Source organism: Brachybacterium aquaticum (genome assembly GCF_014204755.1).
Taxonomy (GTDB): Bacteria; Actinomycetota; Actinomycetes; order Actinomycetales; family Dermabacteraceae; genus Brachybacterium; species Brachybacterium aquaticum.
This window is the reverse complement of the sequence record NZ_JACHLZ010000001.1, coordinates 81,549-107,265: the sequence shown is the minus strand read 5'-3', so window position 1 is coordinate 107,265 and position 25,717 is coordinate 81,549. Positions and strand designations below refer to the sequence as shown.

At 66.2% G+C, this 25,717-nt stretch carries 17 protein-coding genes and 4 pseudogenes; 15 read left to right on the top strand and 6 right to left on the bottom strand.

Features of this window, described 5'->3' with window-relative positions; translation table 11 throughout:
* The first annotated feature begins 38 nt into the window (after positions 1-38).
* A complete protein-coding gene (locus tag HNR70_RS00450; protein ID WP_184323923.1) occupies positions 39-1,352 on the top strand; it encodes an LPXTG cell wall anchor domain-containing protein in 1,314 nt (437 codons plus the stop codon).
* 65 nt (positions 1,353-1,417) lie between these two features.
* On the opposite strand, the gene HNR70_RS00445 is transcribed toward HNR70_RS00450, so the two are convergent.
* Both HNR70_RS00445 and HNR70_RS00440 read right to left on the bottom strand, forming a co-directional pair.
* Positions 1,418-2,671 (bottom strand): MFS transporter, encoded by a 1,254-nt coding sequence (locus HNR70_RS00445; RefSeq protein ID WP_184323922.1) that lies wholly within the window; start codon positions 2,669-2,671, stop codon positions 1,418-1,420.
* Positions 2,668-3,360: a TetR/AcrR family transcriptional regulator gene (locus tag HNR70_RS00440; RefSeq protein WP_184323921.1), complete on the bottom strand. Its 693-nt coding sequence runs from the start codon at positions 3,358-3,360 to the stop codon at positions 2,668-2,670. Before HNR70_RS00440 ends, HNR70_RS00445 begins: the two co-directional genes overlap by 4 nt.
* 193 nt (positions 3,361-3,553) lie before the next feature.
* Here HNR70_RS00440 and HNR70_RS00435 point away from each other — a divergent pair, with 193 nt between their 5' ends.
* From HNR70_RS00435 to HNR70_RS00410, 6 genes are all read left to right on the top strand, one after another.
* Positions 3,554-4,378, top strand: coding sequence for a sugar phosphate isomerase/epimerase family protein (locus HNR70_RS00435; RefSeq protein WP_184323920.1), 825 nt, complete (start codon positions 3,554-3,556; stop codon positions 4,376-4,378).
* A complete protein-coding gene (locus HNR70_RS00430) occupies positions 4,375-5,511 on the top strand; it encodes a Gfo/Idh/MocA family protein (protein WP_184323919.1) in 1,137 nt (378 codons plus the stop codon). Before HNR70_RS00435 ends, HNR70_RS00430 begins: the two co-directional genes overlap by 4 nt.
* Positions 5,512-5,907: 396 nt before the next feature.
* Positions 5,908-6,984 carry a patatin-like phospholipase family protein gene (locus HNR70_RS00425; RefSeq protein ID WP_246375103.1) on the top strand — a complete coding sequence of 359 codons (1,077 nt, stop codon included), beginning with the start codon at positions 5,908-5,910 and terminating at the stop codon, positions 6,982-6,984.
* 227 nt (positions 6,985-7,211) lie between these two features.
* Positions 7,212-7,871: a hypothetical protein gene (locus HNR70_RS00420; RefSeq protein ID WP_184323918.1), complete on the top strand. Its 660-nt coding sequence runs from the start codon at positions 7,212-7,214 to the stop codon at positions 7,869-7,871.
* 138 nt (positions 7,872-8,009) lie between these two features.
* Positions 8,010-8,840, top strand: a complete 831-nt coding sequence (locus tag HNR70_RS00415; protein ID WP_184323917.1) for a M23 family metallopeptidase — start codon at positions 8,010-8,012, stop codon at positions 8,838-8,840.
* Between the two features lie 101 nt (positions 8,841-8,941).
* Positions 8,942-9,523, top strand: a complete 582-nt coding sequence (locus HNR70_RS00410) for a GNAT family N-acetyltransferase (protein ID WP_184323916.1) — start codon at positions 8,942-8,944, stop codon at positions 9,521-9,523.
* Between the two features lie 34 nt (positions 9,524-9,557).
* Here the strand turns inward: HNR70_RS00410 and HNR70_RS00405 are convergent, their stop codons facing one another.
* Positions 9,558-10,331 (bottom strand): DUF6270 domain-containing protein, encoded by a 774-nt coding sequence (locus HNR70_RS00405; protein WP_184323915.1) that lies wholly within the window; start codon positions 10,329-10,331, stop codon positions 9,558-9,560.
* A 404-nt stretch (positions 10,332-10,735) separates the two neighbouring features.
* On the opposite strand from HNR70_RS00405, the gene HNR70_RS00400 reads away from it, so the two are divergent.
* The 8 genes and pseudogenes from HNR70_RS00400 to HNR70_RS00360 all read left to right on the top strand — a co-directional run.
* Entirely contained in the window at positions 10,736-12,466 is a 1,731-nt protein-coding gene (locus HNR70_RS00400; protein ID WP_246375101.1) for a glycosyltransferase family protein, read from the top strand.
* Positions 12,467-12,516: 50 nt separating this feature from the next.
* A complete protein-coding gene (locus tag HNR70_RS00395; RefSeq protein WP_184323914.1) occupies positions 12,517-14,187 on the top strand; it encodes a hypothetical protein in 1,671 nt (556 codons plus the stop codon).
* A 328-nt stretch (positions 14,188-14,515) separates the two neighbouring features.
* Positions 14,516-15,598: an IS110 family RNA-guided transposase gene (locus tag HNR70_RS00390; RefSeq protein ID WP_184323913.1), complete on the top strand. Its 1,083-nt coding sequence runs from the start codon at positions 14,516-14,518 to the stop codon at positions 15,596-15,598.
* A 62-nt stretch (positions 15,599-15,660) separates the two neighbouring features.
* Positions 15,661-16,642, top strand: a pseudogene (locus HNR70_RS16555) (IS3 family transposase); the annotation flags it as partial.
* A 44-nt stretch (positions 16,643-16,686) separates the two neighbouring features.
* A pseudogene (locus HNR70_RS15680) lies at positions 16,687-17,171 on the top strand (helix-turn-helix domain-containing protein); the annotation flags it as partial.
* A gap of 118 nt (positions 17,172-17,289) precedes the next feature.
* Positions 17,290-18,540, top strand: coding sequence for an IS256 family transposase (locus HNR70_RS00370; protein WP_184323911.1), 1,251 nt, complete (start codon positions 17,290-17,292; stop codon positions 18,538-18,540).
* A 43-nt stretch (positions 18,541-18,583) separates the two neighbouring features.
* Positions 18,584-19,546: pseudogene (locus tag HNR70_RS00365) on the top strand (IS30 family transposase); the annotation flags it as partial.
* Positions 19,547-19,556: 10 nt separating this feature from the next.
* Positions 19,557-19,868: pseudogene (locus HNR70_RS00360) on the top strand (integrase core domain-containing protein); the annotation flags it as partial.
* A gap of 105 nt (positions 19,869-19,973) precedes the next feature.
* On the opposite strand, the gene HNR70_RS00355 reads toward HNR70_RS00360, so the two are convergent.
* The 3 genes from HNR70_RS00355 to tagD all read right to left on the bottom strand — a co-directional run bounded on the left by HNR70_RS00355 (position 19,974) and on the right by tagD (position 25,672).
* Complete coding sequence (locus tag HNR70_RS00355; RefSeq protein ID WP_312857702.1) at positions 19,974-21,287, bottom strand: polysaccharide pyruvyl transferase family protein; 1,314 nt, start codon at positions 21,285-21,287, stop codon at positions 19,974-19,976.
* Positions 21,288-21,608: 321 nt separating this feature from the next.
* Positions 21,609-25,265, bottom strand: a complete 3,657-nt coding sequence (locus HNR70_RS00350; RefSeq protein WP_184323909.1) for a bifunctional glycosyltransferase/CDP-glycerol:glycerophosphate glycerophosphotransferase — start codon at positions 25,263-25,265, stop codon at positions 21,609-21,611.
* 14 nt (positions 25,266-25,279) lie between these two features.
* Entirely contained in the window at positions 25,280-25,672 is a 393-nt protein-coding gene (tagD, locus tag HNR70_RS00345; protein ID WP_184323908.1) for a glycerol-3-phosphate cytidylyltransferase, read from the bottom strand.
* Between the last annotated feature and the right edge of the window lie 45 nt (positions 25,673-25,717).

Genomic DNA, 25,717 nt, shown 5'->3' with positions numbered 1-25,717 from the left:
CAGTATGACCGGTCCTGCATGCCACCTGAGAGGTTCCGATGATCGTCCGCCGCACCACCGCCCGCGTCAGCGCCGGGCTCCTGCTCGCTGCGGCGTGCGCGATGGGGCCGACGGCCGCGTTCGCGGCGCCGGGCGACGCGTCCGACGGGGGCGGGGACCCCGCCCCGTCTGCGGACTGCCAGGACCAGAATCCGCAGGCCAGCGCGTCCTCGTCGTCGATCACCGTCGGTCAGTCCGTGACGATCTCCGGTACCTGCTTCGCCCCGTACCCCGGGTCCGGGACCATCGAGATCTTCATTCCCGGGAACTCGGACTCCCAAGAGGACGCCGATGTGACCGCCGATTCCGATGGCGGCGTCTCGGCGACCTTCGCTCCCGAGACCGAGGGCGACTACTCGGCCATCGTCACCGTCAACAGCGTGCAGGACACCGTCGGGTTCACCGTGGCTGCGCCGCCCGAGGAGGAGCCGCCCCCGGATCCTGAGCCCTCTCCGGACCCGGAGCCGACCCCGGATCCCGAGCCCACTCCGGAGCCGACCCCGGAGCCCGAGCAGCCCAGCGATCCGCCCGCCGAGGAGCCCGGTGACGGTGGGGAGACGACCCCTCCCTCCATGGACGACGGCACCACCACCCCGACCCCGGGCGACGGCGCCGACGACGGCCAGAGCACCGACGGCTCCGGAGACGGGGCGGACAAAGGCAGCAGCTCGACCGACGAGAGCCAGACGGGCGGCCAGCAGACCGGCGATCAGACCGGCGGGACCAATAACAACGGCCAGCCCTCGGCGAGCGCCGGAGAGGACAGCACCTCCGGCCAGAACACTCCCCCGCCGGGCGCCAGCGCCCAGTCCCCCACGGCCACGGATCCGGCCGCACCGAGCACGGCGACGAACCCGTTCCCGCGTAGCGGTGACCCGTCGGCCGCGGGCCGGCCCGCCCCGGCGGCGCACGCCCCGCAGCAGCCCCCGGCCGCGCCGAGCAATGCGACCAACGACTTCCCGGCCGCGATCCCGGAGTACACCCAGGCGCAGGTCGAGAAGGGCAACCTCGCCCTGCTCATGACCTCGCTGTTCGCGCACGGTGTCTCCGAGGGCCAGGTGGGCACCGCCCCGGCCGATGCGCATGCGGTGATCGACCCGGCCACCGGAGCGCAGAACGGTCAGGCGACCGACGCCACCGGCGCCACCGCCCCGGCCGCATCCGACGGCGGCGGTGAGGGCTCCGAGGCGTCCGACGGCGGCGGCGAGCTCGCCGAGACCGGTACGAGCGTCATGCTGCCGGCCGCGGTCGCTGTCCTCGCCCTGCTCGGCGGAGTCGGCGCGATCTGGCTCCAGCGCCGACGCAACGGCTGACTGCCCAGCTCCGCACCAGCTGACCACGACGCCCCGGGGGAATCTCCGGGGCGTCGCCGCATGTCTCAGGCCGCGCGCCCTCGCCGGGCGTGGAGAGCGATCAGAGCGGCGATGAGCGCGGTGCCGGCGATGAGGCCGACGCCGCCGACGGCGACCGCGCCGCCCACCCCGAGCACAGTGCCGATCGCGCCGAGGGTGATGCCGTTGCCGGTGCGCATTCCGCTGCCGATCATCGAGTACGCCCCGACCACGCGGCCGCGCTGTTCCTCGGGGGCACGGATCTGCACGAGCGCCTGGCCGACCGCGGTCGCGGCGAGGTTCGCGACCCCGCCGATCACGAGCGCAGTGAGCACCAGGGCGTAGCTTCCGGAGGTGACCGCGATGATCGACGTCAGCCCGTACACGATCGCGGCGAGGACGGCGCTGCGCACCTCGACGCGGAGCACGCCGGTGGCCTCGATGAGGATTCCGCCGACCACCCCGCCGACGCCGTTGGCGAACAGCAGCGCCCCGTACCCGAGGCCGCCCTCGTCCCCGGCTCCGAGGCCGTCCGCGACGGACGGCATGACCACCTGCAGCGAGGTGCCCATGCACACGGCGATCAGTCCGGCCAGGGCGATCATCCCCACCAGCACCGGATCGCGGCGCACGGTGCCGAGCACCCGCGGGGTGTCCAGGATCGAGATCCGCTCCCGACGCACGTAGCCGGAGCGGGTGTGGCCGGTGAAGGGGGTGCGCAGCATGAGCAGGGTCATCGGCAGGTAGAACAGGATGTTGGCGAAGATCCCCCACGTCGTGCCGAGCAGGAGCATGAGCGCCGAGCCGACCACCGGCCCAGCGAGGACACCGAGGCTCTTGAACGTGGCGTTCAGCCGCACGGCGCTCGGCAGCTCCTCCGGGGTGGCGAAGTCGTGGAGCATCAGCTGCTCGGCCGGACCCCACAACGCGCCGGCGCAGCCGTGCAGCACCAGCAGCACGCAGGCGCTCCACATCTCCAGCGTCCCGGTGAGGAACAGCAGCCCCCAGCTCAGCGACACGAACGCGAACAGCAGCTGGGCGATCTGGATGAGGCGTCGGCAGTCGTACTTCTCGGCGAGCCCGCCGAAGACAACGGAGAAGAGCAGGAAGGGCAGCCAGTGACTGATCAGCTGGAAGCCGACCAGCCACGGCGAGGCGAACACCTGCCACAGCACCCAGTAGGTGATGACGTGCTCGATGTTGTCGCCCATCATCGACAGCCCCGCCGTGATCAGGTACGGGCGGGAGTGCTTGTCGCGCAGGGGGCCGAAGCGGCGGGGTGCGGGGAGGGCGGCGGTCACGGGGTCCGCTCGCCCGGCGGCGCCAGCAGCACCGCGAAGTCCTCCAGCGTCTCCTTCAGCGCGATGGACGGCTCGAGCAGCCACTGGATCTGCAGGCCGTCCGACGCGGCGACGATCAGGGCCGCGATCCGGGCGGGGTCCAGGTCGTCGCGGACCCGTCCGGCGGCCTGGTCCTCGCGCAGGCGCTCCGTGAGGTCGGAGCGCACACGCTCGAAGCGGCTGGTGAAGAACTCGCGGGAGGGCCCCTTCTCGGACTCGAGCGAGGTCGCCACCAGGGTGGAGTAGAGCTGGACGAGGCCCGGGACCTCGAGGTTCGCGAGCGCCGCGTTCGTGAGCACGTCGACGGCGAAGCCCTTCCCGTCCCGCTCGTCCGCGGAGCCCTCGGTCTCACCGTCGCCCTCGGTCGCGCCCTCGTCGGCCGACGCCTGCTCCTCCAGGTCGCGTCGATGCTCTGCATGCTCGTACACGGCCACCAGCAGCTCCTCGCGGGAGGAGAAGTAGTGCAGCAGCGCGCCATGCGAGACGCCGATCGCCTCGGCGATGCGGCGCAGAGAGGTGCCGTCGGCCCCGCGATCGCGGAACACCTCGATCGCTCGGTCGAGGATCTCCTGGCGCCTCGCGATGCCCTTGGAGTAGGAGCCGGGACGGCCGATGCGGGAGGTGTCCAGGGGACCGTCGTCGGTGCTCATGGGCTCACAGTACCCATCAACTAAAACTCGCACCACCAAAAACCTCCAACTGGTGGGATCTGGTGCTACGCTGGCGCCACCCTCCCGCGGGGTGCACATTCGTGCCACCCTGGGCCGCACGGCCCGGCACCGGCATCGACGCCCCGCGCGGTGCGGACCGCCCCCGACGACGACGTACGAAAGCAGGTCTCCCGTGGCATTGCCCCTCGCCTCCGTCCAGCTGTACACGCTGGCCGCGGAGTTCTCCGCCGACATGAACGGCTCCCTCGACAAGCTCGCGAAGATCGGCCTCAAGCACGTCGAGGCCTTCGACTTCGTGCGCCGTCCCGCGGAGATCCGTGCGGCGCTGGACGCCTCCGGCCTCGACTCCCCCACCGGCCACGCGCCGCTGCTCTCCGACGAGCTGTGGACCCCGGACGGCTCCATCCCCACCCCCTCCAACGAGGTGGTCTTCGAGGCCGCGGCCGAGATCGGGATGAAGACCGTCATCGACCCGATGGTCCCCACCGAGCGCTGGCTCACCGAGGACGGTGTGAAGGACATCGCCGAGCGCCTCAACGCCGCCTCCGAGAAGGCCAAGGAGTTCGGCCTGAAGGTCGGCTACCACAACCACGCCCAGGAGTTCCTCGCGGACTTCGACGGCCAGACCGCCTACCAGCGCTTCCTGTCGCTGGTGGACCCCGCCGTCGAGATCGAGCTGGACCTGTACTGGGCGCTCGTGGGGGGCCAGGACGTGGTGGGGCTCGTCAAGGAGCTCGGCGACCGCCTCGTCGCCATCCACGTCAAGGACGGCATCAAGCCGCCGTCGAACCCCTTCGCGCCCGACGCGCCGAAGTTCAACTCCTCCTCCCTGGACCAGCGCCACGCCGGCGAGGGCGAGGTGCCCACCATCGACGCGATGAACGCCGCGACCAGCGTCAAGTACGCCGTCATCGAATACGACAACGTCCCCGGCGACGTGTTCGAGGACATCGAGAACAGCTACCGCTTCCTGATCGACGGAGGACTCGCACAGTGACCACCCCCTTCACCGGCCCCGTCGGCGTCGGCTTCATCGGAGCCGGCGTCATCTCGGACCAGTACCTCACCAACCTCACCACCTTCCCGGACGTCGAGGTCCTGATCCTCGGCGACCTGGACACCGAGCGCGCCGCCGCGCAGGCCGCCAAGTACGGCGTCCCCGCCTCCGGCACCGCCCAGGACGTCCTGGACCACCCGGGCGTGCAGGTCGTCGTGAACCTGACGATCCCCGCCGTGCACACCGAGATCTCCTCCCAGGCGATCGCCGCGGGCAAGCACGTGTGGACCGAGAAGCCGCTGGGCCTCGAGCGCGAGGCCAGCAAGGCCCTGCTCGCGCAGGCCGACGAGGCCGGGCTGCGCATCGGCTCCGCGCCCGACACGGTGCTGGGTGCCGGCGTCCAGACCGCCAAGCGCGCGATCCTCGACGGCCTCATCGGCCGCCCGCTGTTCGCGCAGACCTCCATGCAGTGGCAGGGCCCCGAGGTGTTCCACCCGAACCCCGGCTTCCTCTTCGCCAAGGGCGCCGGCCCCCTGCTGGACATGGGCCCGTACTACTTCACGACTCTCGTGAGCCTGTTCGGGACCGTGGACAAGGTCGCCGCGATCGGCCTGAAGGCCACCGAGGAGCGGGAGATCCGCGTCGGCGACAAGGCGGGGACCACCTTCCCCGTCGAGGTGCCCTCCACCATCTCGGTGCTCACCCAGTTCGAGGCCGGCCAGACCGGCACCTCGCTGCTGAGCTTCGACTCGCCGCTGGCCCGCCAGGGCATCGTCGAGATCCATGGCACCGAGGGCTCGCTGGTCGTGCCCGACCCGAACATGTTCGAGGGCCGCATCGCCTACGTGCGCCCCTTCGAGACCTTCGGCGAGCGCCCGCCGGAGCAGGAGTGGATCGAGATCCCGCAGGAGGGCCCGGTCACCGGCCGCGGCCTGGGCCTGCTGGACATGGTCCGTGCGATCAACGAGAACCGCCCGCACGTCGCCACCGGCGAGGTCGGCTACCACGTCCTGGACATCATGCTCTCGGCCGAGGAGTCCGCCGCGAGCGGCGAGTTCGTCACCGTCGAGTCCTCGGTCGCTGAGATCCCCGCGGTGCCCGCAGACTTCGACCCGCTGGCCAAGACCCTCTGAGGCGGGTGACGGGGCGCTGAGGCGTCCTGCTCCCTGCGCATCACGATGCCCGTCCCGGCTGCTGCCGGGGCGGGCATCGTGATGTTCCGGGTGCGTGCGATGACAAGCGCTAAGGTTCATCTCCCGGCTGGGCCGAGAAACTTTAGGGCTTATCCTTTCGCCGCCGCCCTCCCCGGCCAGCCGGCGGGGAACACTTGTCGTTACTGCGGCGCTATTCGAGCACTTCTTCCCCGCACACTCCCGACGGCTCCGCGACGCCACCCGTAGCCGCACGTCCGCGGGGAACACTTGTCGCTACTGCGGCGTCATTCCAGCACCTCTCCCCCGCGCGCCCGCACCCCTCCCGCCCTCGCCGCACCACGTCCCGCGTCCCACCTCTCCCCTAGCCTGGCGACCATGACCTCCCCCAGCGCCACCCCCACCCCCACGCCACCGATGGACAAGCGCGTGGACCTCGTCATGGAGGGCGGCGGCGTGAAGGGCATCGCCCTTGCCGGTGCGATCGAGGTGCTCGAGGAGCGCGGCTACCGGATCCACCGCGTCGCCGGGTCCAGCGCCGGCGCGATCGCGGGAGCCCTGGCCGCCTCCGGGGTCAGCGGCCGCACGATGGTGCAGATCCTCCGCGAGACCGACTACCGCCTCTTCGAGGACGGCGCCTGGTGGACGCGGTCCCTGGTCGGCAAGGGCCTGTCGATCCTGCTGCACAACGGCATCCACCGCGGCGACCGCCTCACCACGTGGCTCGAGGACCTGCTCGCCCAGTACGGCGCCCCGGGCCTGTCCGGCACCTTCGCGGACCTCCGCGTCGCCGACCCCGACGACCTCGACCCCGCTCCGCACGACCACGCCGCGACCCCGCCGCGCCCCGAGCAGTTCCGCCTGGTCGTCACCGCCTCGGACCTCTCCTCCGGGCGCCTGCGCTTCCTGCCCACGGACGCCGCGGTCTACGGCCTCACCCCGGAGCGGCTGCGGATCGCGGACGCGGTGCGGGTCTCCTCCTCGATCCCGCTGTTCTTCCGGCCCGTGACCTGGAAGGACGGCGCCGAGCTGAAGTCCGTGCTGGTGGACGGCGGGATGCTCTCGAACTTCCCGGTCGCGGTGTTCGACCGCCCCGACGGTAAGGTGCCGCGCTGGCCCACCTTCGGCATCAAGCTCTCCGCCAAGCCGGAGGCGGACTTCGGCACCCGCAACCGCATCGCCGGCCCGCTGAGCTTCGGCAAGGCCGTGGTGGACACGGTCACCGGGTTCTACGACCGGATGCACATCGACGCGCAGCACGCCGTGCACCGCACGATCTTCATCGACACCGCCGCGGTGCGCCCCACCCAGTTCGACCTCTCGGCCGAGGAGCGGGAGCTGCTGTACCGCAAGGGCCGCAAGGCGGCGCTCGCCTTCCTGGACGGCGACCACGAGCAGGAGCCGTGGGACTTCGCGAGGTACGTGGCCCGGCACCGAACTACGCCCGCCGCCTGAGCTTTGAGCTCACGTTCGCGCCCTCGGCCGACGGTGCCAGCACATCAGGGTCGACCGAGACAGGGAACGACTGCGGAAACGCCCGTAGATTGCCTCTCGACCGAAGCCTCACCCCGGGCGTAATATTCAGCTCCGGTCGCCACTTCCGACGCGCTCACGATGGTGTGACCCGCCGCAGAAGTGACGACGTCGAGACGACGTCGTTTGCATAGAAGCGGGAGCTGGCCATGACTACTGATGTCACTAAAAAGGACAGCAACGGGGCCACCGAAGATAGACGGCTGACACTAAAGGCTCGTGGCGCGTCCGGTGTGATCGCCGGAATTCTCCTGTTGGTAGTCGCCTACTACTTGTTCTGGCCACGAACCAACCTTGCAGCAGCTCCGGCCTGCGAGGGTATAGAAGGTTGCACTGTTAGCGTCTCCGCCCCGGTCGACGGAGTGATCGCGGGTGTCCTCTTCGTGCTCCTCACCTTGTTCACCCTTATGGCGATCACAGGCCTCGTCTGGGTGCCGACTTTCGGGGCTGGAGGGTTGACGATCGGCCAACGGGCCAAAGCCACTACAGCCCTCCGAGTTTCTGCCAATGCGGTACCGATTCAGCCCAATCGGTCGTTCGCCGCTCCAGCGGGCCCCGATGCAGACAGCGAGGAAATCCTTTCCAGCTCGTCGTTGGCCCTCTGGACTGAGCTCCCAATCAGCGTCCAGTCAGCAGCAGTCAGCTTCGCTGAGAAAGAGTGGGATGTGCCGAAGGGGGATCTACAGATCAGCCTCATCGAAGCCTCGCAGGATTTCACCCAGCCGCACGCGCCCTACTACCTCAAGTTTGTCCTCTATGGCACGGAGCAGATTCTGAAGGTCACGGACACAGCATCTGCACATGATTGATCGCGGTTGGAGCCAGCGATTACGCTGAGCCCGTGAAGGCTAGGGCATATCCCGATCGCTCATCGCCCCCCCTGGCCTCCCCACCACCACCCCACCTACGGTGGAGCCACACCCGCCCCCGACCGACAAGGCTCCCCCATGCCGGCCCTGCAGCGACTGTCCCTCCCCGCCGCCCTGCTCGGCGCCGTGCTCGTGGTCGTCTCAGTGACGCAGGGCCGCGGGATCGGGCCCATGTACCTGCTCGGCGTCGCGCTGCTGGTGGTGGGTCTGGTCGGGATCGTCGTCGGCCCCCGCCGCCAGCGCCCCCGCACAGGCGTCCCGCCCCGCCCGATCGCGATCCCGGTGCGCGGGCGGTGGCGGGGCCTGAACTCGCCCACCTCGAAGGTCCCCTCGCACACCCATGCCCTCGCGCAGACCTACGCGCTGGACATCACCCACGAGCCCGTCGGCGCCGAGCCGCGGCGCTTCGACCCGTGGCACCGGCCGATGCGCCGCCCGGAGACGTTCCCGTCCTTCGGCCAGGAGGTCCTCTCCCCCGTGGGCGGGGAGGTGATCGCCGTGCACGGCGCGGCCCGCGATCACCTCAGCCGCCAGTCCGTGCCGGGGCTCGCGTACCTGCTGGTCGAGTCGCTGGTGCGCAGCGTCGGCGCGCCGCGGCATCTGCTCGGCAACCACGTCATGGTGCGGTCGGCCGACGGGACCGTCGCGGTCCTCGCCCACCTGCAGCAGCACTCGCCGGTCGTCGGGGTGGGTGAGCAGGTCGAGGCCGGGCAGGTGGTGGGCCGGTGCGGGAACTCGGGCAACTCCTCGGACCCGCACGTGCACGTCCAGCTCATGGACGGCCCGGATCTGCGCACCGCGACCGGTCTGCCGTTCACCTGGACCTATGTGGGCGAGAACGGCGAGGTGCGGGAGGGTGTGCCCGCGGACGACGAGCTGTTCACGGCGCCGGCCCCGGCGGTGCGATGATCGAGTCTGCGCCCCACCCCCGCTGAGCCGGCCACAGCTGCCACCGGGACGGGCCGCGCCCGCCCGCTTCTCGGGCGCGCACCCGAGCAGAAGGACCCCTCGTGCAGATCATCGACGCCCAGAGCGTCCACGCTCCCGGTATCGCCGCCATCTACAACGACGCGGTCGCGCACACCACCGCCGTGTGGAACGAGCAGCTGATCGGCGCGGACAACCGCGCCGCCTGGCTCGCGGACCGCCAGGCGGCCGGGTTCCCGGTGCTGGTCGCTCTCGGGTCGGACGACGGGGCGAGGTCGGCCGACGGGGTCGGCACGTCGGGTGCGGCCGACGGGCCCGCCGGCACGGGCGAGGTGCTCGGCTATGCGACCTACGGTCCCTGGCGGGCGTTCGACGGGTATCGCCATACCGTGGAGCACTCGGTGTACGTGCGCGGGGACCAGCGCGGCAAGGGGCTCGGGCGCACGCTCATGGAGGCGCTGCTCGAGCGCGCCGCCGCGCAGGGCATCCACGTGATGGTCGCCGGGATCGAGGCCGGCAACACCGGCTCCCTGATCCTCCACGAGAAGCTCGGCTTCGAGAAGGTGGGCCACCTGCCGCAGGTCGGCGCCAAGTTCGGCAAGTGGCTGGACCTGGTGTTCCTGCAGAAGACGCTGGATCAGCGTGAGGTGCCGCCGGGGCGGTGAGGGGACCTCGTCCCGCCGGAGAACGCTCCCGGCGTCAGTCGGACTCGTCCCTCCGCAGAGTCTCGAGCACCCGTTGCGCGACCTCCTCGTACACCTCCTGGGTGTAGTGGAAGGGGGCGAGCCCCCAGCGATGCTCGGGGTCTGCCAGCACGCCCAGCGGCTGCAGCTCGATGATCGTGAACCCGAGCTCGCGGAGCCGCTGGTAGTAGCGCAGGTATTCGACGTTCGCCTCGCGGGCGGACTTCCCCATGCTCCACGGGGTCGTCTGGCCGTCAGAGGTCACGAGCGCCCACGGGACCTGGAGCACGATCGTTCTGTCGAAGAGGCCGAGTCGCTGGAGCTCCTCTCGCAGCTGCTCCGCGCGAGGCGCCCACAGCTCATAGTGCTCGTCCGTCCCGAAGGGGATATGGCGGGCTCCCTCCACGGCGCCGACCACCTCAGGAGCCCGCACCATGTCGATGCTGCGGGTGACGATGCTGCCGTCCTCGAAGACATGCACACCGTGCCGTTCGTCGGCGAGGTCCCACAGGAGCACATCCGTGTCCGGCGCCGCCTCGGCGAGGCGCTTCTCCAGATCTCCCGCGAAGTCCCCGGTCATCATGCGGAGCTGGAAATCGGAGTCCACGCCCGGATCCGCGGGGAAGTGCGAGGACGCATCGACCTCGGCGGAGATCAGTGACTGCCGAGCGATGTAGGCGACGACGTCGAAGCGACCAGATCCCGCAAGGTCAATCGTGTCCCGCGCGACGCAGCTGCCGTAGACGGCCGCACGGACCGCAGGAGCGGCGGAAGGTGGCTGGTCGGACACAGGAATCCTCTGGCGCTGGGGCCCGCGGCCCGGTGCGGGCCGACGAACGGGGGCTCGGTGGTGAGCACAGACTACTCAGCGGCCCCAGCACCCGCCCGCACTCCCCCTCCACCCGTGGTCAACGCAACGATGCCCGGAGAGCGGCCTACCAGATGGGCGACTCCGTCCAGACCGCTGGACGCCGCCTCATAGGATGATCCTTGCACTGCCCCTCACCTCCGGAGGTTTCGATTCCTGTGCCGTCTTCGTCCCCGCTGCGGACGCTCCGCACCGGTCTCTGGCATCTGCGCACGGGGGGCTTCGGCCAGTTCCGGGACTGGAGGCGACGTCGGCGCACCGCCTCACTTGGACCGGCCAGCAGCATCGGCAGTGGGGACGAGCGGGAAGGACTGACGTTCCCCGAGATGCAGATGCCTGAGCGCCGTCCACGTCTGCCCGGACTGCGCGCCGCGGTGATCCTCGACGACTTCTCGATGCTGGCCTGGTCTTACGAGTTCGAGACGGTCGCCGTGACACCGAGCGGATGGCGCGAAGAGCTGGCTAGGATCCCCGTCGACCTGCTCTTCGTGGAGTCCGCTTGGCATGGCAATCAGGACGCCTGGCAGTACCATCTCACGGGCTCCAGTGCCCCCTCCGCCCCGTTGCGTGAGCTGGTCTCCCACTGCCGCGAGGTGGGGATCCCGACGGTCTTCTGGAACAAGGAGGATCCGCCGCACTTCAGGGACTTCCTCGAGACGGCGAAGCTGTTCGACCAGGTCTTCACCACCGACGTCACCCTGCTGCCCCGCTATCGGGAGGAGCTGGGCCATGACCGCGTCGCCGTGCTTCCCTTCGCCGCACAGTCCGCGGTGCACAATCCGATCCGTCCGCAGCACGGCCATCAGGTGCGCGACGTCGCCTTCGCCGGCATGTACTTCGCGCACAAGTTCCCCGAGCGTCGCGAGCAGATGGACATGCTGCTGGGCGGTGCGCTGGACGCCTCCGGGCGCATGGACAAGGGGCTGGAGATCTTCTCCCGCTTCCTCGGGGACGACGAGCGTTACCAGTTCCCCGGCGAGCTCGCGGAGCGGGTGGTCGGCTCGCTGCCCTACGAGCAGATGCTCACCGCCTACAAGGCCTACAAGGTGTTCCTCAACGTGAACTCGGTGGTGACGAGCCCGTCAATGTGCGCGCGGCGCATCTTCGAGATCACGGCGTCGGGCACCCCGGTGGTCTCCGCCCCCTCGCCCGCGATCCGGGAATTCTTCGACGAGGACGAGGTGGCGGTCGCGGCCACGCGGGAGGAGGCCGCCCACGCGGTCCGCGCACTGGTGCGCTCCTCCGAGCTGCGCGACCGGATGGTGCATCGTGCACAGCGCCGGATCTGGCACGAGCACACATACACCCATCGGGCGCGGCAGGTGCTTCAGTCGGTGGGGCTCGGGGAGCAGTCCGGCTCCGCCGGTCTACCGACGGTCAGTGTCCTCGCGGCGACGAACCGGCCGGACCAGCTCGACCACCTAGTGGATCAGGTGGCGCGCCAGGTGGGCATGGAGCGTCAGCTGCTGTTGGTCACGCACGGCTTCGCATCGCCCGGAGCGACGGCCGAGCGCGCTCGCAAGCTCGGCGTGGAGAACGTGGTGGTGCTGGAGGCGCCGCGCGACTGGACTCTCGGGGCGTGCCTGAACGCAGCGGTCGAGCGGGCCGACGGGACGGTCTGCGCGAAGATGGACGACGACGACCTCTACGGTGAGTTCTACCTCCACGACCTGCTGCGTGCGCGGGACTTCGCCGCCGCGGACGTGGTCGGCAAGCACGCGCACTACATGTACCTCGCCGGCTCGGACGCGACCCTGCTGCGCTTCCCGTGGCTCGAGCACCGCTTCACCGACCGGGTCATGGGGCCCACGATCACCGCGGGCCGCGACGTGTTCCGCGCGCACCCCTTCCATGACGTGAACCGGGGGGAGGACACCGGCTTCCTCACCGCCGTTGCCGAGGCCGGCGGCCGGATCTACTCCGCGGACCGCTTCAACTTCACGCAGATGCGCCGCGGCGCATCGGGCGGGCACGCCTGGTCGGCGAGCGACCAGGAACTCCTCGCCACCGCGGATGTCGCCTGGTTCGGGCGGAACGACGCACACGTGATGTTCTGACGCGTGCCGTGCGGAATCCTGATGCGCAACAACGGGCGAGGTGGCAGGCGATGACCCGGGCCCGCTGGACTCTGCTCGCCGCTGTCCTCGTTCTCGCTCTCGTAGCGACCGTGGACATCCTCGTGCTGCGGCCGCAGCAGCCTGCCGCTCCCTCCGCCGGTCCGAGCAGCACGACCACCGCCTCTCCTGAGCCGACCTCTCCCCCTCCGTGGGAGTCCACCCGTCTGCCCGGCTACGACCCCGATCCCGGCCCGTTCACGCTCACCCCACTCGAGGACGCGACCGGTGACGGCATCACCGTCTCGCTCGCACTGGAGCCCGACGCTCCCCGCTTCGGCAGAACGGTGGGGCTGAGCTTCGATGCCACCGAGCTCGCGAATCCGATGTGGGACTCCCCGGAATCGAACTTGACGCTCACCCTTGCAGAGCTCGACCGACCCGTGCTGCGCTTCGGCGGCAACGGCGTGGACCGCCGCATGTGGTGGACCTCCGCCGACGAGCCCGCACCGGGCTGGGCGGACGTGACGGTCACGCCGGAGGACCTGGAGCGGGTCGCGAACGTCGCCGAGGACGTCGATGCCGAGGTCACCCTGGTACTGGATCTGGGGCACGACGACCCTGCCCGCGCCGCCGACATGGCCGCCCATGCGCAGCTGGCGTTCGGGGACAGGCTGCTCGCGGTGTCGATCGGCAATGAGCCCAACGGCTTCTTCCACGAGAACCAGCCCCAGCTGGCCGTCCGCACCGACTTGTGGGGGCCCGGGCCCTATCAGGACTCGCTGCGGGGGTACTCCGATGCTCTGCAGGAGGACGTTCCGGGCATTTCCGTCGCGGGCCCCGGCGCGTATGACGCGACCTGGTGGCGAGCTTTCGCAGAGTCCGGCATCCCTGACCAGCGGGCCCTGTCCATGCACTGGTATCCGCTGTGGGACTGCGACGGCCAGGAGGACTCGATCGCAAATCCGACGGTCGAGGATCTCACTGCACCAGCGATCAGGGACCAGGCTCGGAAGATCGTGGGCCAGGGCGTCGAGGTCGCCGACGAGCACAACCTGCCGCTGTGGATGGAGGAGACGGGCCCGACGTCATGCCCAGGGACCACTGACGTCTCCCGCACCCATGCGCAGGCCCTGTGGACCGTCGATTATTCGCTGACCATCGCCGAGCTGGGGGTGGAGCGCATCGCTTTCCATTCGACGCTGCAGGCCTGTGACGGCGGCGCCCCCATGAGCCCGCTGTGCGCGACGGGCCCGTACCAGAACCCCGGTCAGATCGTGGAGGGCCAGGGCAGCTTCCTGGCGCTCATGCTGCTCAGCCAGATCCCGGACGGACAGGTGCTCACGCCCACCGTCTCCGGCGGCGGCACTGTCATGGCGCATGGGGTACTCGGTGACGACGGCTCACTCTCGCTCCTAATCGTCGACCTGCGCAATCCCGTCACCGCAGATCCGTTGCCTGTACGACTCTGCGGCCCGTCCGGGATGCCCAAGGAGGAACCTGAGACGTGGAGAGTGAGGTACGCGTCGCGACTCGCAGGCACTGACCTCTCGGATTCCCGCAGCACGCTCGGAGCGTCGGCAGATGTCTCGAGTGAGCTCAGGTCCCTCCAGCTCGGCTCCCAGGATCCGATAACTGTCACCACCTCTCCCGGCACCGTGACCGCCCTCGAGCTCATCCCAGAAGAGAGCGCGTCCACAGGCTCAGGACCGTCCCCCGATTAACGGGCTCTTCGCAAATGTGAATCGGCTGTAAGTGTTCGTGGTGGCCGGCCCGGGGCTGGCTGGCAGGGTTGGTGCTGGTAGCCCGGCGCCCGTCGTGACTCCTGAATCGGCTGACCCCTGCGGGGTGTCATTCCCGGGATCTGTCCGGCGGGGGCCGGGTGCCGGCGCCAGCCCTGGCCCACCACGATGGCTTGATCAGAAGCATGTCCACCGCCGGGAGCTCGATCTCGGCGGCGTGGCTCATTACAGGCCCGCCTCGTAGTGACTCTCATCCTGGGCCGACGCCGGCAACGACGTCCCGTCCCAGCGATTCGAGAGGAACATCGTCATGAACAGTCTGCCTGCCACCGTAGGGGACTTCTACCGATACGTCGTCGGAGTCGACACCCACGCCGCAACCCACTCCTACGCGATCATCGAGGCTCCGAACGGCGGCCTCATCGATCAGAATGTCTTCCCGACCAGCCCTGCAGGGCTGCGACGCGCACGAGAATGGATCGCGCGCCGCACCGAGGGAGACCTCGACGGTGTGCTGATCGCCGTGGAAGGAACCGGCTCTTACGGGGCAGTTCTCAGCGACGTGCTGCAGCAGGTCGGCTACCGAGTCGTCGAGGCACCGACCCCGCGTCGTGCACGAGCCCGAAGCAAGACCGACGCCCTCGACGCGCTACTCGCCGCCCGATCGAGTCTCGTCATGCCGTTGACGACGTTGCGAGATCGTCGCACCGGTGACCTGCAGTCGGCGCTCCAAGTCCTCACCGGTGCCCGCGACCAACAGAACGCCGACAGATTGCGGTGCATCAACGCCCTCACCGCACTCGTGAGAACCCACGACCTTGGAATCGATGCACGCCGGGCCTTGACCGGAATGCAGATCGCGACGATCGCGAGCTGGCGTCGCCGAGAAGAGACGCTGGGGACAGCAACCGCCCGCGCCGAAGCGACACGCCTCGCGAAGCAGATCACGACGCTCGAGAGGGACCTCGCCGAGAACCGTGAACGGATCACTCACCTCGTGGAGACCACAGCTCCCGAGCTGCTGGACCTGCCAGGAGTCGGCGCAGTCACCGCAGCCGTGATCTTGACGGTCTGGTCGCACCCCGGCCGAATACGCAACGAGGCCGCATTCGCCATGATCGCAGGAGTCTGCCCGATCCCGGCCTCCTCGGGTAACACCACGAGGCATCGCCTCAACCGCGGTGGAGACCGACGGCTGAACCGCGCGCTGAACACCATCGTGCTCACCAGGATGCGCACCGATCCTGCCACCCGCACCTACATCGAGCGGCGCCAAAGCGAGGGCAAGACATCCAGAGAGATCCGACGCTGCCTCAAGCGCTACATCAGCCGCCAGATCTTCCGATCACTCACAGTTGCCCACCCCGTCCCGGACGCCGCCGCCGCGGCTTGACACAACATAGAAGCATCCCAGGTTTGATGCCGCTGCTGTTTGAGTCCGAGAGGATGGACAGCATGCCGAAGAAGATCGATCCCCAGCTGCGCGCGAGGTGCGTGCGGCTCGTGCGCGAGCACCAGCAGGAATACCCCACTCTCACGGCGGCCACTGCCGCGGTCGCGCGTCAGGAGGGTGTCTCGCGGGAGACCGTGCGGCGCTGGCTGGCCCAGGCCGAGGTTGACGACGGGGCCCGCCCGGGCGTCACCAGCGAGGAGTCTGCCGAGGTCAAACGCCTGAAAGCGGAGAACAAGAGGCTGCGGGAGGACAATGAAATCCTCCGCCGGGCTTCAATTTTCTTCGCGGGAGAGCTCGACCCCCGAAACCGCTGATCTGCGCGTTCATCGACGAGATGCGAGCCGAGGGCTATGCAGTCGAGCCGGTCCTCCGCGTCCTGCGTCAGCAGGGCCTGAGCATCGCTGCAGGCACTTACCGGTCCTGGAAGCACCCGGCCCGCGTCGCCGCTCGGACGGTCACAGACGCTCTGGTCGAGGACAAGATCCGTGAGCTGGCCTGGACGTTCAACGCCACCACCCAGCGGTGGCAGATGACCCCTGAAGGGCTCTACGGGCGGCGGAAGTGGGTCGCGCTGCTCCGCCGTCAGGAAGGCCTGGCCGGCACCTCCCGTGGGGCGGTGGACCGGGCGATGCGCACCCTCGGCTTCGAAGGTATTCGGCGGGCGAAGAAGCTGCGCACCACCATCCCGAACCCTAATGGGAAACGGGCGGGTGACCTGCTCAATCGCGACTTCACGGCCCGGCTCCGAACCTGGTCTGGGTCACCGATTTCACCTACGTTCGCACCTGGGCCGGGCTCGTGTACGTCGCGTGCGTCGTTGACGTGTTCGCTCAGCGGATCGTGGGCTGGCACGCGTCCTCGAGCATGCGCACCGATCTCGTCATGACGCCACTGCGGATCGCGCTGTGGCAGCGGGAACGCGACGGAAACCAGGTCTCACCAGGTGATTTGATCCATCACAGCGATGCCGGATCTCAGGGCGGATTCAACTGGTCGTCGCAACACCTCGACTTCGGAGGTGTTCGAGCATGGCCACGGGAGACTGGAGCAAGAAGACGAGCGACGCGCCGGTGGAGCTTCGTCGTCAGTGCGTGCTGACCGGGCGCTGAGACCGCCGATGCGCTCGCCCGGACGCCCTGCCCCGTCCCGGGCGGTGCAACGGCAGTTCTGGCGCCTGATCGCCACGGGCATCACGTCGGCAGAAGCGGCGCTCGCGGTCGGCGTGTCCGTGCCAGTCGGGTCCCGCTGGTATCGCCACGCTGGCGGGATGTCGCCTATCTCGCTGGCTGAGCCCATCGGCCGATACCTGAGCTTCGAAGAACGCGAGGAGATCGCCATCCTGCACGCCCAGGCCAAGGGCGTTCGAGAGATTGCCCGCGAGATCGGGCGTGACCCCGGAACCGTCTCCCGCGAGCTGCGCCGCAACGCTGCGACTCGTGCCGGGAAGCTGGAATACCGGGCCACGGTTGCCCAGTGGAAGGCGCAACAGTCGGCCAAGCGGCCCAAGGCCGCAGTTGAGTCCCGCATAGTGGTGTAGCGCGGTGGCCCCGTGATCGTCTCGGACGTGGGCGCGGCCACCGTGTGATCCTTCGAGTGAACCTTCCACAGCACTCTCGAACGGAGTCATCACGATGACCGCTCCTCACATTGTCGACCCTTCCGGCCTGCTCGGTGAAGCCCTGGCTGAAGCGTCCCCGGATCTGATGCGCAGCCTGCTCCAGGACGTGATCAATACCCTGCTCTCCGCGGACGCAGACGCTGTCGCCGGCGCGGAGTACGGCCGCCCCAGCAGCGGCCGGGTCGCGCAGCGCAACGGCTACCGCCACCGCGACCTCGACACCCGCGTCGGCACGATCGACGTCGCGGTCCCCAAGCTCCGCTCTGGCACCTACTTCCCCGAGTGGCTGCTCGAGCGGCGCAAGCGCGCCGAATCCGCCCTGATCACGGTCGTCGCGGACTGCTATCTCGCCGGTGTCTCCACGCGCCGGATGGATAAGCTCGTGAAGACCCTGGGCATCCACAGTCTTTCGAAGTCGCAGGTCAGCAGGATGGCGGAGTGGTTGGACGAGCATGTCGAGCAGTTCCGCCACCGGCCCTTGGACGAGGCCGGGCCGTTCACGTTCGTCTCCGCTGACGCGCTGACGATGAAAGTCCGCGAGGGTGGGCGCGTGATCAACGCCGTCGTCCTGCTCGCGACCGGCGTGAACGGCGACGGGCACCGCGAAGTCCTCGGCATGCGTGTTGCCACCTCCGAGACCGGAGCGGCGTGGAACGGCTTCTTCGCTGACCTCGTCGCTCGCGGCCTCGCCGGGGTCCGCCTGGTCACCAGTGATGCGCACGCGGGACTCGTCGAGGCGATCGCTGCGCACCTGCCCGGCGCGGCCTGGCAACGGTGCCGCACCCACTACGCCGCGAACCTCATGGCCGTGACGCCCAAGAGCATGTGGCCGGCGGTGAAAGCGATGCTGCACAGCGTCTATGACCAGCCCGACGCACAAGCGGTGAACGCGCAGTTCGAGCGGCTGCTGGGCTACGTCAGCGAGAAGCTCCCGGACGTGGCCGAGCACCTCGATGCCGCCCGCGCAGATCTGCTCGCGTTCACGGGGTTTCCCAAGGACGTGTGGGTCCAGATCTGGTCGAACAATCCCACCGAGCGTTTGAACAAGGAGATCCGTCGCCGCACCGATTCCGTCGGCATCTTCCCGACCCGCGAGGCGATCGTCCGCCTCGTCGGCGCGGTCCTGGCCGAACAGACCGACGAGTGGGCCGAGGGGCGCCGCTACCTCGGCCTCGACGTCCTCGCCCGCTGCCGCCTCACCGTCGTCCCCGAAACCAGCACCGAGGAGGTCACCACAAGCTCTCTGCCCGCCCTGACCGCCTGACCCCCAAACGAAGGATCGCTACACCACTTCCAGGGACTTGACCAAGGCCGCGAAGCTGCTTGAGAACACGCAGCTGCGCCAGTACGTCCACGACCGGCTCGCCGGCAACGTTCGCCGACCCGACGGCACGATCGTCACTGGCCCCACCCCGGCCCCGTGGAAAGGGCTGAACAAGCCGCACCGTGCCGACCGGCGGTGGGCGCTGGCCTGGAGCCCGGAGCAGATCGCACAGCGCTTGAAGATCGACTTTCCCGATGATGAGTCCATGCGCATCAGCCACGAGGCGATCTACCAGTCGCTGTTCATCGAGGGTCGCGGCGCTCTCAAGCGGGAACTGGTCACGTGCCTGCGCACCGGTCGCGCGCTACGGAGGCCCAGGGCCCGGTCGCGGAACAAGCCCGGTGGGCATGTCACGGCCGATGTGGTCCTCAGCGAACGCCCCGCGGAAGCCGCAGACCGCGCCGTGCCCGGTCACTGGGAGGGCGACCTGATCATCGGCACTGGCCGGTCGGCGATCGGGACGATCGTTGAGCGCAGCAGCCGCTCAACGATCCTGGTCCACTTGCCCCGCATGGAGGGCTGGGGCGAGCAGCCCTACGTGAAGAACGGTCCATCGCTCGGCGGCTACGGCGCTCTCGCGATGAACGCGGCGCTCAGTGCGTCGATGACCACGCTGCCCGAGCAGCTGCGGAAGACCCTGACCTGGGATCGAGGCAAGGAGCTCTCTGGTCACGCACAGTTCTCCGTGGAGACTGGCACGAAGATGTTCTTCGCCGACCCCCACTCGCCATGGCAGCGGCCGACGAACGAGAACACCAACGGCTTGCTGCGCCAGTACTTCCCCAAGGGCACGGACCTCTCACGATGGTCCGCTGAGGACCTCGAGGCCATCGCGCACGCGCTCAACAACCGACCCCGCAAGGTCCTCGAGTGGAAGACCCCTGCCGAGGTATTCGAAGAACAACTACGCTCACTCCACCAACCCGGTGTTGCATCGACCGATTGAACCCAAGTAGTACACGTCGATCCGGTACACCGAGCACCTCGACCTCGAGGGCATCGCTCCCTCGATCGGGACCGTCGGCGATGCGTTCGATAACGCGCTCATGGAGACGGTCAATGGGCTGTTCAAGACCGAGTGCACCCGCACCACCGTCTTCCACCACGGCCCGTTCCGGACGCTCTCAGACGTCGAGTTCGCCACTGCCGGCTGGGTCGACTGGTACAACAACCGACGCCTCCACGGCCCCCTGGGGCTGCTGACCCCGGTAGAGTCCGAGACGCTCCACTACGAGGCCCTCGCCCGAGAGCCCGAACCCGCAAAGTAGCGGCAGAGAACCTGGGCCGAGTCAAGGCCTTCATCGATCCCGTCCGATTCATGAACGGTCCCGGATAGGTTTACGGCCCAACAGAAAGACTACAAACGCTCCGCGTCACGCCGACGCCTGCAGCCACTGCTTGAACACAGTCATTGCACCCTGCGCCTCCACGCTCCACGCACCAGCCATCGGCATCTGGTCCGCCACAGGGAAGCCGGACGGCATGTTAAATGTCCCATCTAGGGCAAGGTCGGCCACACCATCCCACAAACCACACTGATACGCCGACGCAGACTTCCTAATCGACAGGAGATGCGAAGAAAGCTCTGAGCTCCTGTCCCACGCCTCATCCAACGCAGGCAGAAGCAGATTCCAGGCAGCCGTAGGCACTGCGAGCGCGGACATACCAGCATTCTCTAGCGCTCCTTGCAGCTTCACAAGCGAGTACCGCGAAGTTGGAACACCGACAACCGGCGAAGCTGAAGGCAAAGCGAACACGGCCGGGTGATACCGCGAAGAGACCGACGCCCGCGACATCTCCATCAGCGCTACCAGCGTCTTTGCCCGAATGCCGGGGAGCGCACGAACCAGACCGCTTTGACTCGAGGCAACGATTGCTGCATGGGATAGCTGATCCGCCTTATCGTGCCCCGCCGGCAACGAAGCCATATGGGGCACCAGCAAGACATCACACCCATGGGAGAGCGCAAACTTGTCCAACAGTGCCGAAACGCGCGCAACATGCTCTTCCTCCGACCAGGGAAGACTTCCATTACGACCAGGAAAAGACCCGATGACAAACGGCCTTCCCTTCGGGGCATACATCGCAGCCTCATCGCGATCCGCGCCGTCGGCATTCAACAAGATGGCGTCGTCAAAACTTCGGACAACCTTCTGCCCATCAAGATCAAGACCCAATGTGAGGTCATACGAAATCGACTCTCGACAGCCGACAACCTTAGCCATGCGGAGTACGGATTGAACCAGCTCACCCACGCGGCCCTCAATCGTTGGGCCAATAGTTTGACTAAGGACTACGAGAGGTTTACCAAACTTCGTGGCCGCGAGCGCAAAGGCGTAGCGCTCAAAGACATGACTTGGGAATTGAGAAGCTAGATTTCCTCCGCCCGCAATGATAGCGATGTCACATTTCCGCAATGCCTCAAGGAGGGATGACTCAGAGGCTTCGCCGCGATCTAGATCGCGTTCGACCTTGCTCAGCAACTCCTCATGCTCGGCCATCTTCCACTTCGACCGGAAACCAAACCTCGCAACCGATGAGACCCCATACATCTCTCGAGCCACGGCAGGACTGCCAGCCACGACAACAGGCTCTACATCCCGCCTCCGGAGCTCCGCAACAGCCGCTTCCGTCATCGCCTCGTCGCCAAGATGATAAAGATATCGCCACCCAATATCCCCGAGCACAACGGCAGTAGCCACAATACGCCTTTCAACGAAATCCAGTAACGGCAAGCAAAGCCTTGCCCATTACGCGATACTATTCACAAGCTGGAAAATAGGAACTTACCGAACCGCTCGCGCTTGCAAGTCACACGGCAGTACCGGCTGACTCGCCCCTGCAACGATGAGCTCACCGTTTGAAGCATGCCCCAATGCGTTCTGATACCAGTCGACCCATGATCGAATGATCAACTCATCACCATAATTGGGGACTCCCGCCCCTCCAACAAGATAGTGCATATAACTCTCCGTTCGTCACCCACATTGCTTTAGTGACCATAGAAACTATTGTTGCTTGGTCCTATTTGGGTCCGAGATCGCATTCAGGATGGCGTCGACTGCGCGTGAGCTTGCCCTGCCGTCGTCCCACGAGATAAAGGCTTCCGCCAACGCCTCATACTGCGGACCGAATCTTTCCTCGAAAGTGTCAAGGTGGACGAGTTCTGAAACCAGATCGGGCACGTTCTGCACAAGCGGACCAGCAAGAACATCTTGAAGCTCCATGTACATGCCACGATTCGCAAGATATTCGTCCAGATCGGGAGCAAAGTAAACAATAGGCTTGCCGGTGCACAGATAGTCGAACATGATGGACGAATAGTCTGTGACCAAGACATCCGAAGCAATCATGAGTTCATTTACATCTGGATACGATGTCACGTCGATGACACGCGACCTGTCCTCTCTCCGCCCGGCCCCAGCGCGAAGGTTGAATGAGTGTCCCCGGACGAGGAACGTGGTCTTCCCACCTATCTGTTCAGCGAGGTCCTCTGGATCAAAGAACTCAACCATAGGACTCGCATAACCGCTCGCCCCAACATCACGCCAAGTTGGTGCGTACAGCACCGCGCGGCATTCCTCAGGTATCCCGATGCTCGCTCGAAGCTCGGCCCTCTCCTCGGGGGTTGAGTTCACAAGCCGGTCGTTACGAGGGTACCCGATCTCCAGGACCTTCCCTTCGTAATAGAATTCTCGGCTCGCTATAGACGTGAAGAACTTGTTGGGCGAGATCAGCGCGTCCCACTCCCCCGCCTCTCTACGAGCCCGTGCAGCCTTGCCGGCAGCCCAGCGGGCCTCTTGCTCTATCTCCGAGCGCCCAATGAACTTTAAGGGAGTTCCGTGCCAGGTCTGCAGATAGTACTGGAAAGCGCGATCACCGTAGGAATCAATGCCACCGTAGTTGTTCACAACAACGCGTGCCGTAGATAGCAGTTCAAACCATTCAGATGAACCTCTGACCAACTTACGTACGCCCAGCGGCACATCAATCGAGGTGTCCGTAACGGCCCAAAAATACTCGAGTGGGAGATCGCGTTTCCGCATCTCCTGCAAAATCGCAAGTCCCGAATCTCCCGCGGGCCCACCCATATTTACAGAGAACACGACCGCTTCACGCGGGGTGACATCATCGTCTCCCAACCCGCGCCAAGCATCACGCATACGGTCATGGTTGTATCGCCCACGCTCATGAATGGTGAGTGGGGCCTTGATCCCTAGTGAGAACTCCAGTGTATCTGAGAGGACGTGCAGGCGCGCGTGACAAAGAGACCCGGTCCATTCAAGCGGCAGGGCGGACTGGAGGAGGGCAGTGGAGGAGCGTACTCGCTGCTTGCAGTGAGTTCCGTCTGCATGCCACAGGCGAATTCTATACTCGCCGGGCTTCCATGCTGCCGCGTTGCCGAACCGGTCCTCCACTTCTAGGTTCACACGAAACTCAAACCGGTTGCCCTCCAGGTTTACGAATTCGCAATGGCGGATATTATTGCCATCGGCGCCCCAGAATTCTCCCTTGTGGTCCATTGCGTCGCCGCCGAAGTTGACCCCCGACAGGATGAGTCTATTTTCTTCGAAATGTGCTTCGGTTACTTCAAATAGGCAGCACTTGTCAATAAGTAGCAACTCTTGGGCAGAATTGTTGCGCACCTCCCACCCGGCCGAGTCAGTTAGCAGGCTGCTTGAGTCGGTGGCGCAAGAGGGGTACAAGGTGCTGCCGTCATCCAGAGTTACCGAAGGGCGCCACGCGTTTAGATTACCGCCTGCTTCGCCTCGATCCGCCATGTCGTGGGTATCAAATTGAACGAGGAGTCCGCCATTCTTGCCCGTTCCGAGCAATTTACCACTGATCTCGCCCGAATCCCACGAGCGCATCATAGCGGCGCCCGTAATTCTTTCTTTCGTGGGCGAAAGCTCGATGTCGATGAGGTTATCATCTACTCTGACCACGAGCACTTCCACGCGAGGGGGATGCGTTATGAAAGCAAGCGGTTTACCCCACGGCTGCCATGAAAACATTCCGTGATGCGCTGTTCCGACGTGGGCACTGACTCCGGCCCGAATGGTCCCACCACGCCAGTAAGCGAAGGCGACAGATTCCCAGGAGCGCCCGCGATATTGCACTCGCACCCACACATCCCAACGTTGAGTGGATTCTAGGTGGACATCACCGAATATGGAATCTAGGGACTGGTCGATCCGGAACCCACAATCTGTGCGATCCGCATTCCCGGATCCCCAGTAGCCATTGGCTTCAGGGGATGGGAACGATTGCGGCTCCAGCGAAACATTCGTTCCTTCAGCATTACGCAAAGAAACTTCGATTGTCGCTTCTTGAGGATCTGGCACGTACTCGAGGAACGCGAACCCGGTTATTTGCATCCTCCCCCCGCCGACCCTTGCGTCAGTGATGCATTGCCGGAGATAGACGTAGCGTTCCATCGACGCATCGCCTCCCGGTGCGAGGACTCCCAGCAACCTGGGATCCCAATCAATGTCGGCAACGAGGCCCGCATCGCCTGCGATAATCGGAATCTCGTGGAATCGGTTTCGGACTTCTCCCGCGTTGGTCTCTGCCTCGCTAGGGTCACCAAAAAGCTGGGTAAGATACAGCACTCTTCTGTCGAGGGCGAGCCGGTCCTTCGTCTCTCGCGTCGCCAGTCCCCAGTACTTTCTTAGGCTGCGCATGTAGATCGCGTCAAAGTCTTTCGCCCTCCCTAGGTAAGGAGAGTATACTGGCAGATCTCCCTCTAGGGCCTTGAATACAATCGTCTGCACTTCTTTGGCGGGCGCGCCGAGGCCGAGGCGTAGATCTAGAATCCTGTCGACCATCTCCATCTTGTCGCCGAGATTGTTAACCTCGCCGCGCTTTTGGGTTATAGAAGTCTTGTCTTCGCGTTCGCGATAAAGATACGTAGTGTCGAGCACGACGTCGATCGATCGGGCCGCCGAGAATGCCTGCGCCATAGGAAGCATGTCTTCGTAAAGCTTGCCCTCGGGAAAGGTTATCTTTGATCGACGGAAGAAATCCCTGCGGAATACTTTATTCCAAGCAGTGGTGTCGAACAGCAATTCCGGATGGCTCTCAAGGGTGACCGCCCTTGCGACCTTATGATCCTCCTCCAGCGCGCCAAAATTATCTCGCCGATGGCTGTAGGTCTGATTCCAGGCCTGCCACTGGCGTCCTCTCTGGAAGCGCTGTACGTTTCCGGTGGAAACATCTGATCCGGTTGTTTCCAGGGACTCGACCAAGAGCTTGAATGCGTCTTTGGGGACGATGTCGTCTGAGTCTACAAAGGCGAGGTACTTTCCGGTCGCAAGCCTTGCGCCATTATTCCGCGCATTGGAGAGCCCGCCATTGACCTGATGTAGGACTTTTATGCGACCGTCTTCCCGCTTCCAAGCGTCACACATCGCGCCGCAATTATCTGGCGAACCATCATCCACAAGGATGATTTCGAGGTTTGAATATGTTTGTTCAACCAGTGAACTTATGCATTCATCTAGGTAATCTTCGACCTTGTATACCGGCACAATAATTGACAGGAGTGACTCATTCTTTGCCCTTCGGCGGGCGAATAGCTCGCGCCTCGTCGACTCGGGAATTGTCGCCCGCCACAACCTCTGCATCGGCTTGCGGAGAGCGGGATTAAGATTATTGAACATCATCGTTTTACGTTCCCTCAGGCCCTCTGGTGAAGATCTGTCTTGATGCGGGTGGTAGAAATGTCAGGCGTGCGCGGCAGGTAGACGACCTCGCATTGGTCGCGGAGGAAGTCGAACTTGCCCTCCCAGTCGTCGCCGATGACGAAGGTGTCGATGTTGTAGCGTGCCACGTCGTCGACCTTCTGCTCCCAGGTGGTCTCGGGGATCACGAGGTCCACGAAGCGGATCGACTCGAGCATGCGCCGGCGCTCCTCCCACGAGTAGTAGCACTTCTTGCCCTTGCCCGCGTTGAACTCGTCCGTGGACAGCGCCACCACGAGGTAGTCACCGAGGGACCGTGCACGTCGGAGGAGCTCGATGTGCCCGTAGTGGAGCAGGTCGTAGGTGCCGTAGGTGATCACGCGCTGCATGACTTGCCTTTCCTGGGCGTCAAGGACCCCCGTTGCCGTGTGTTC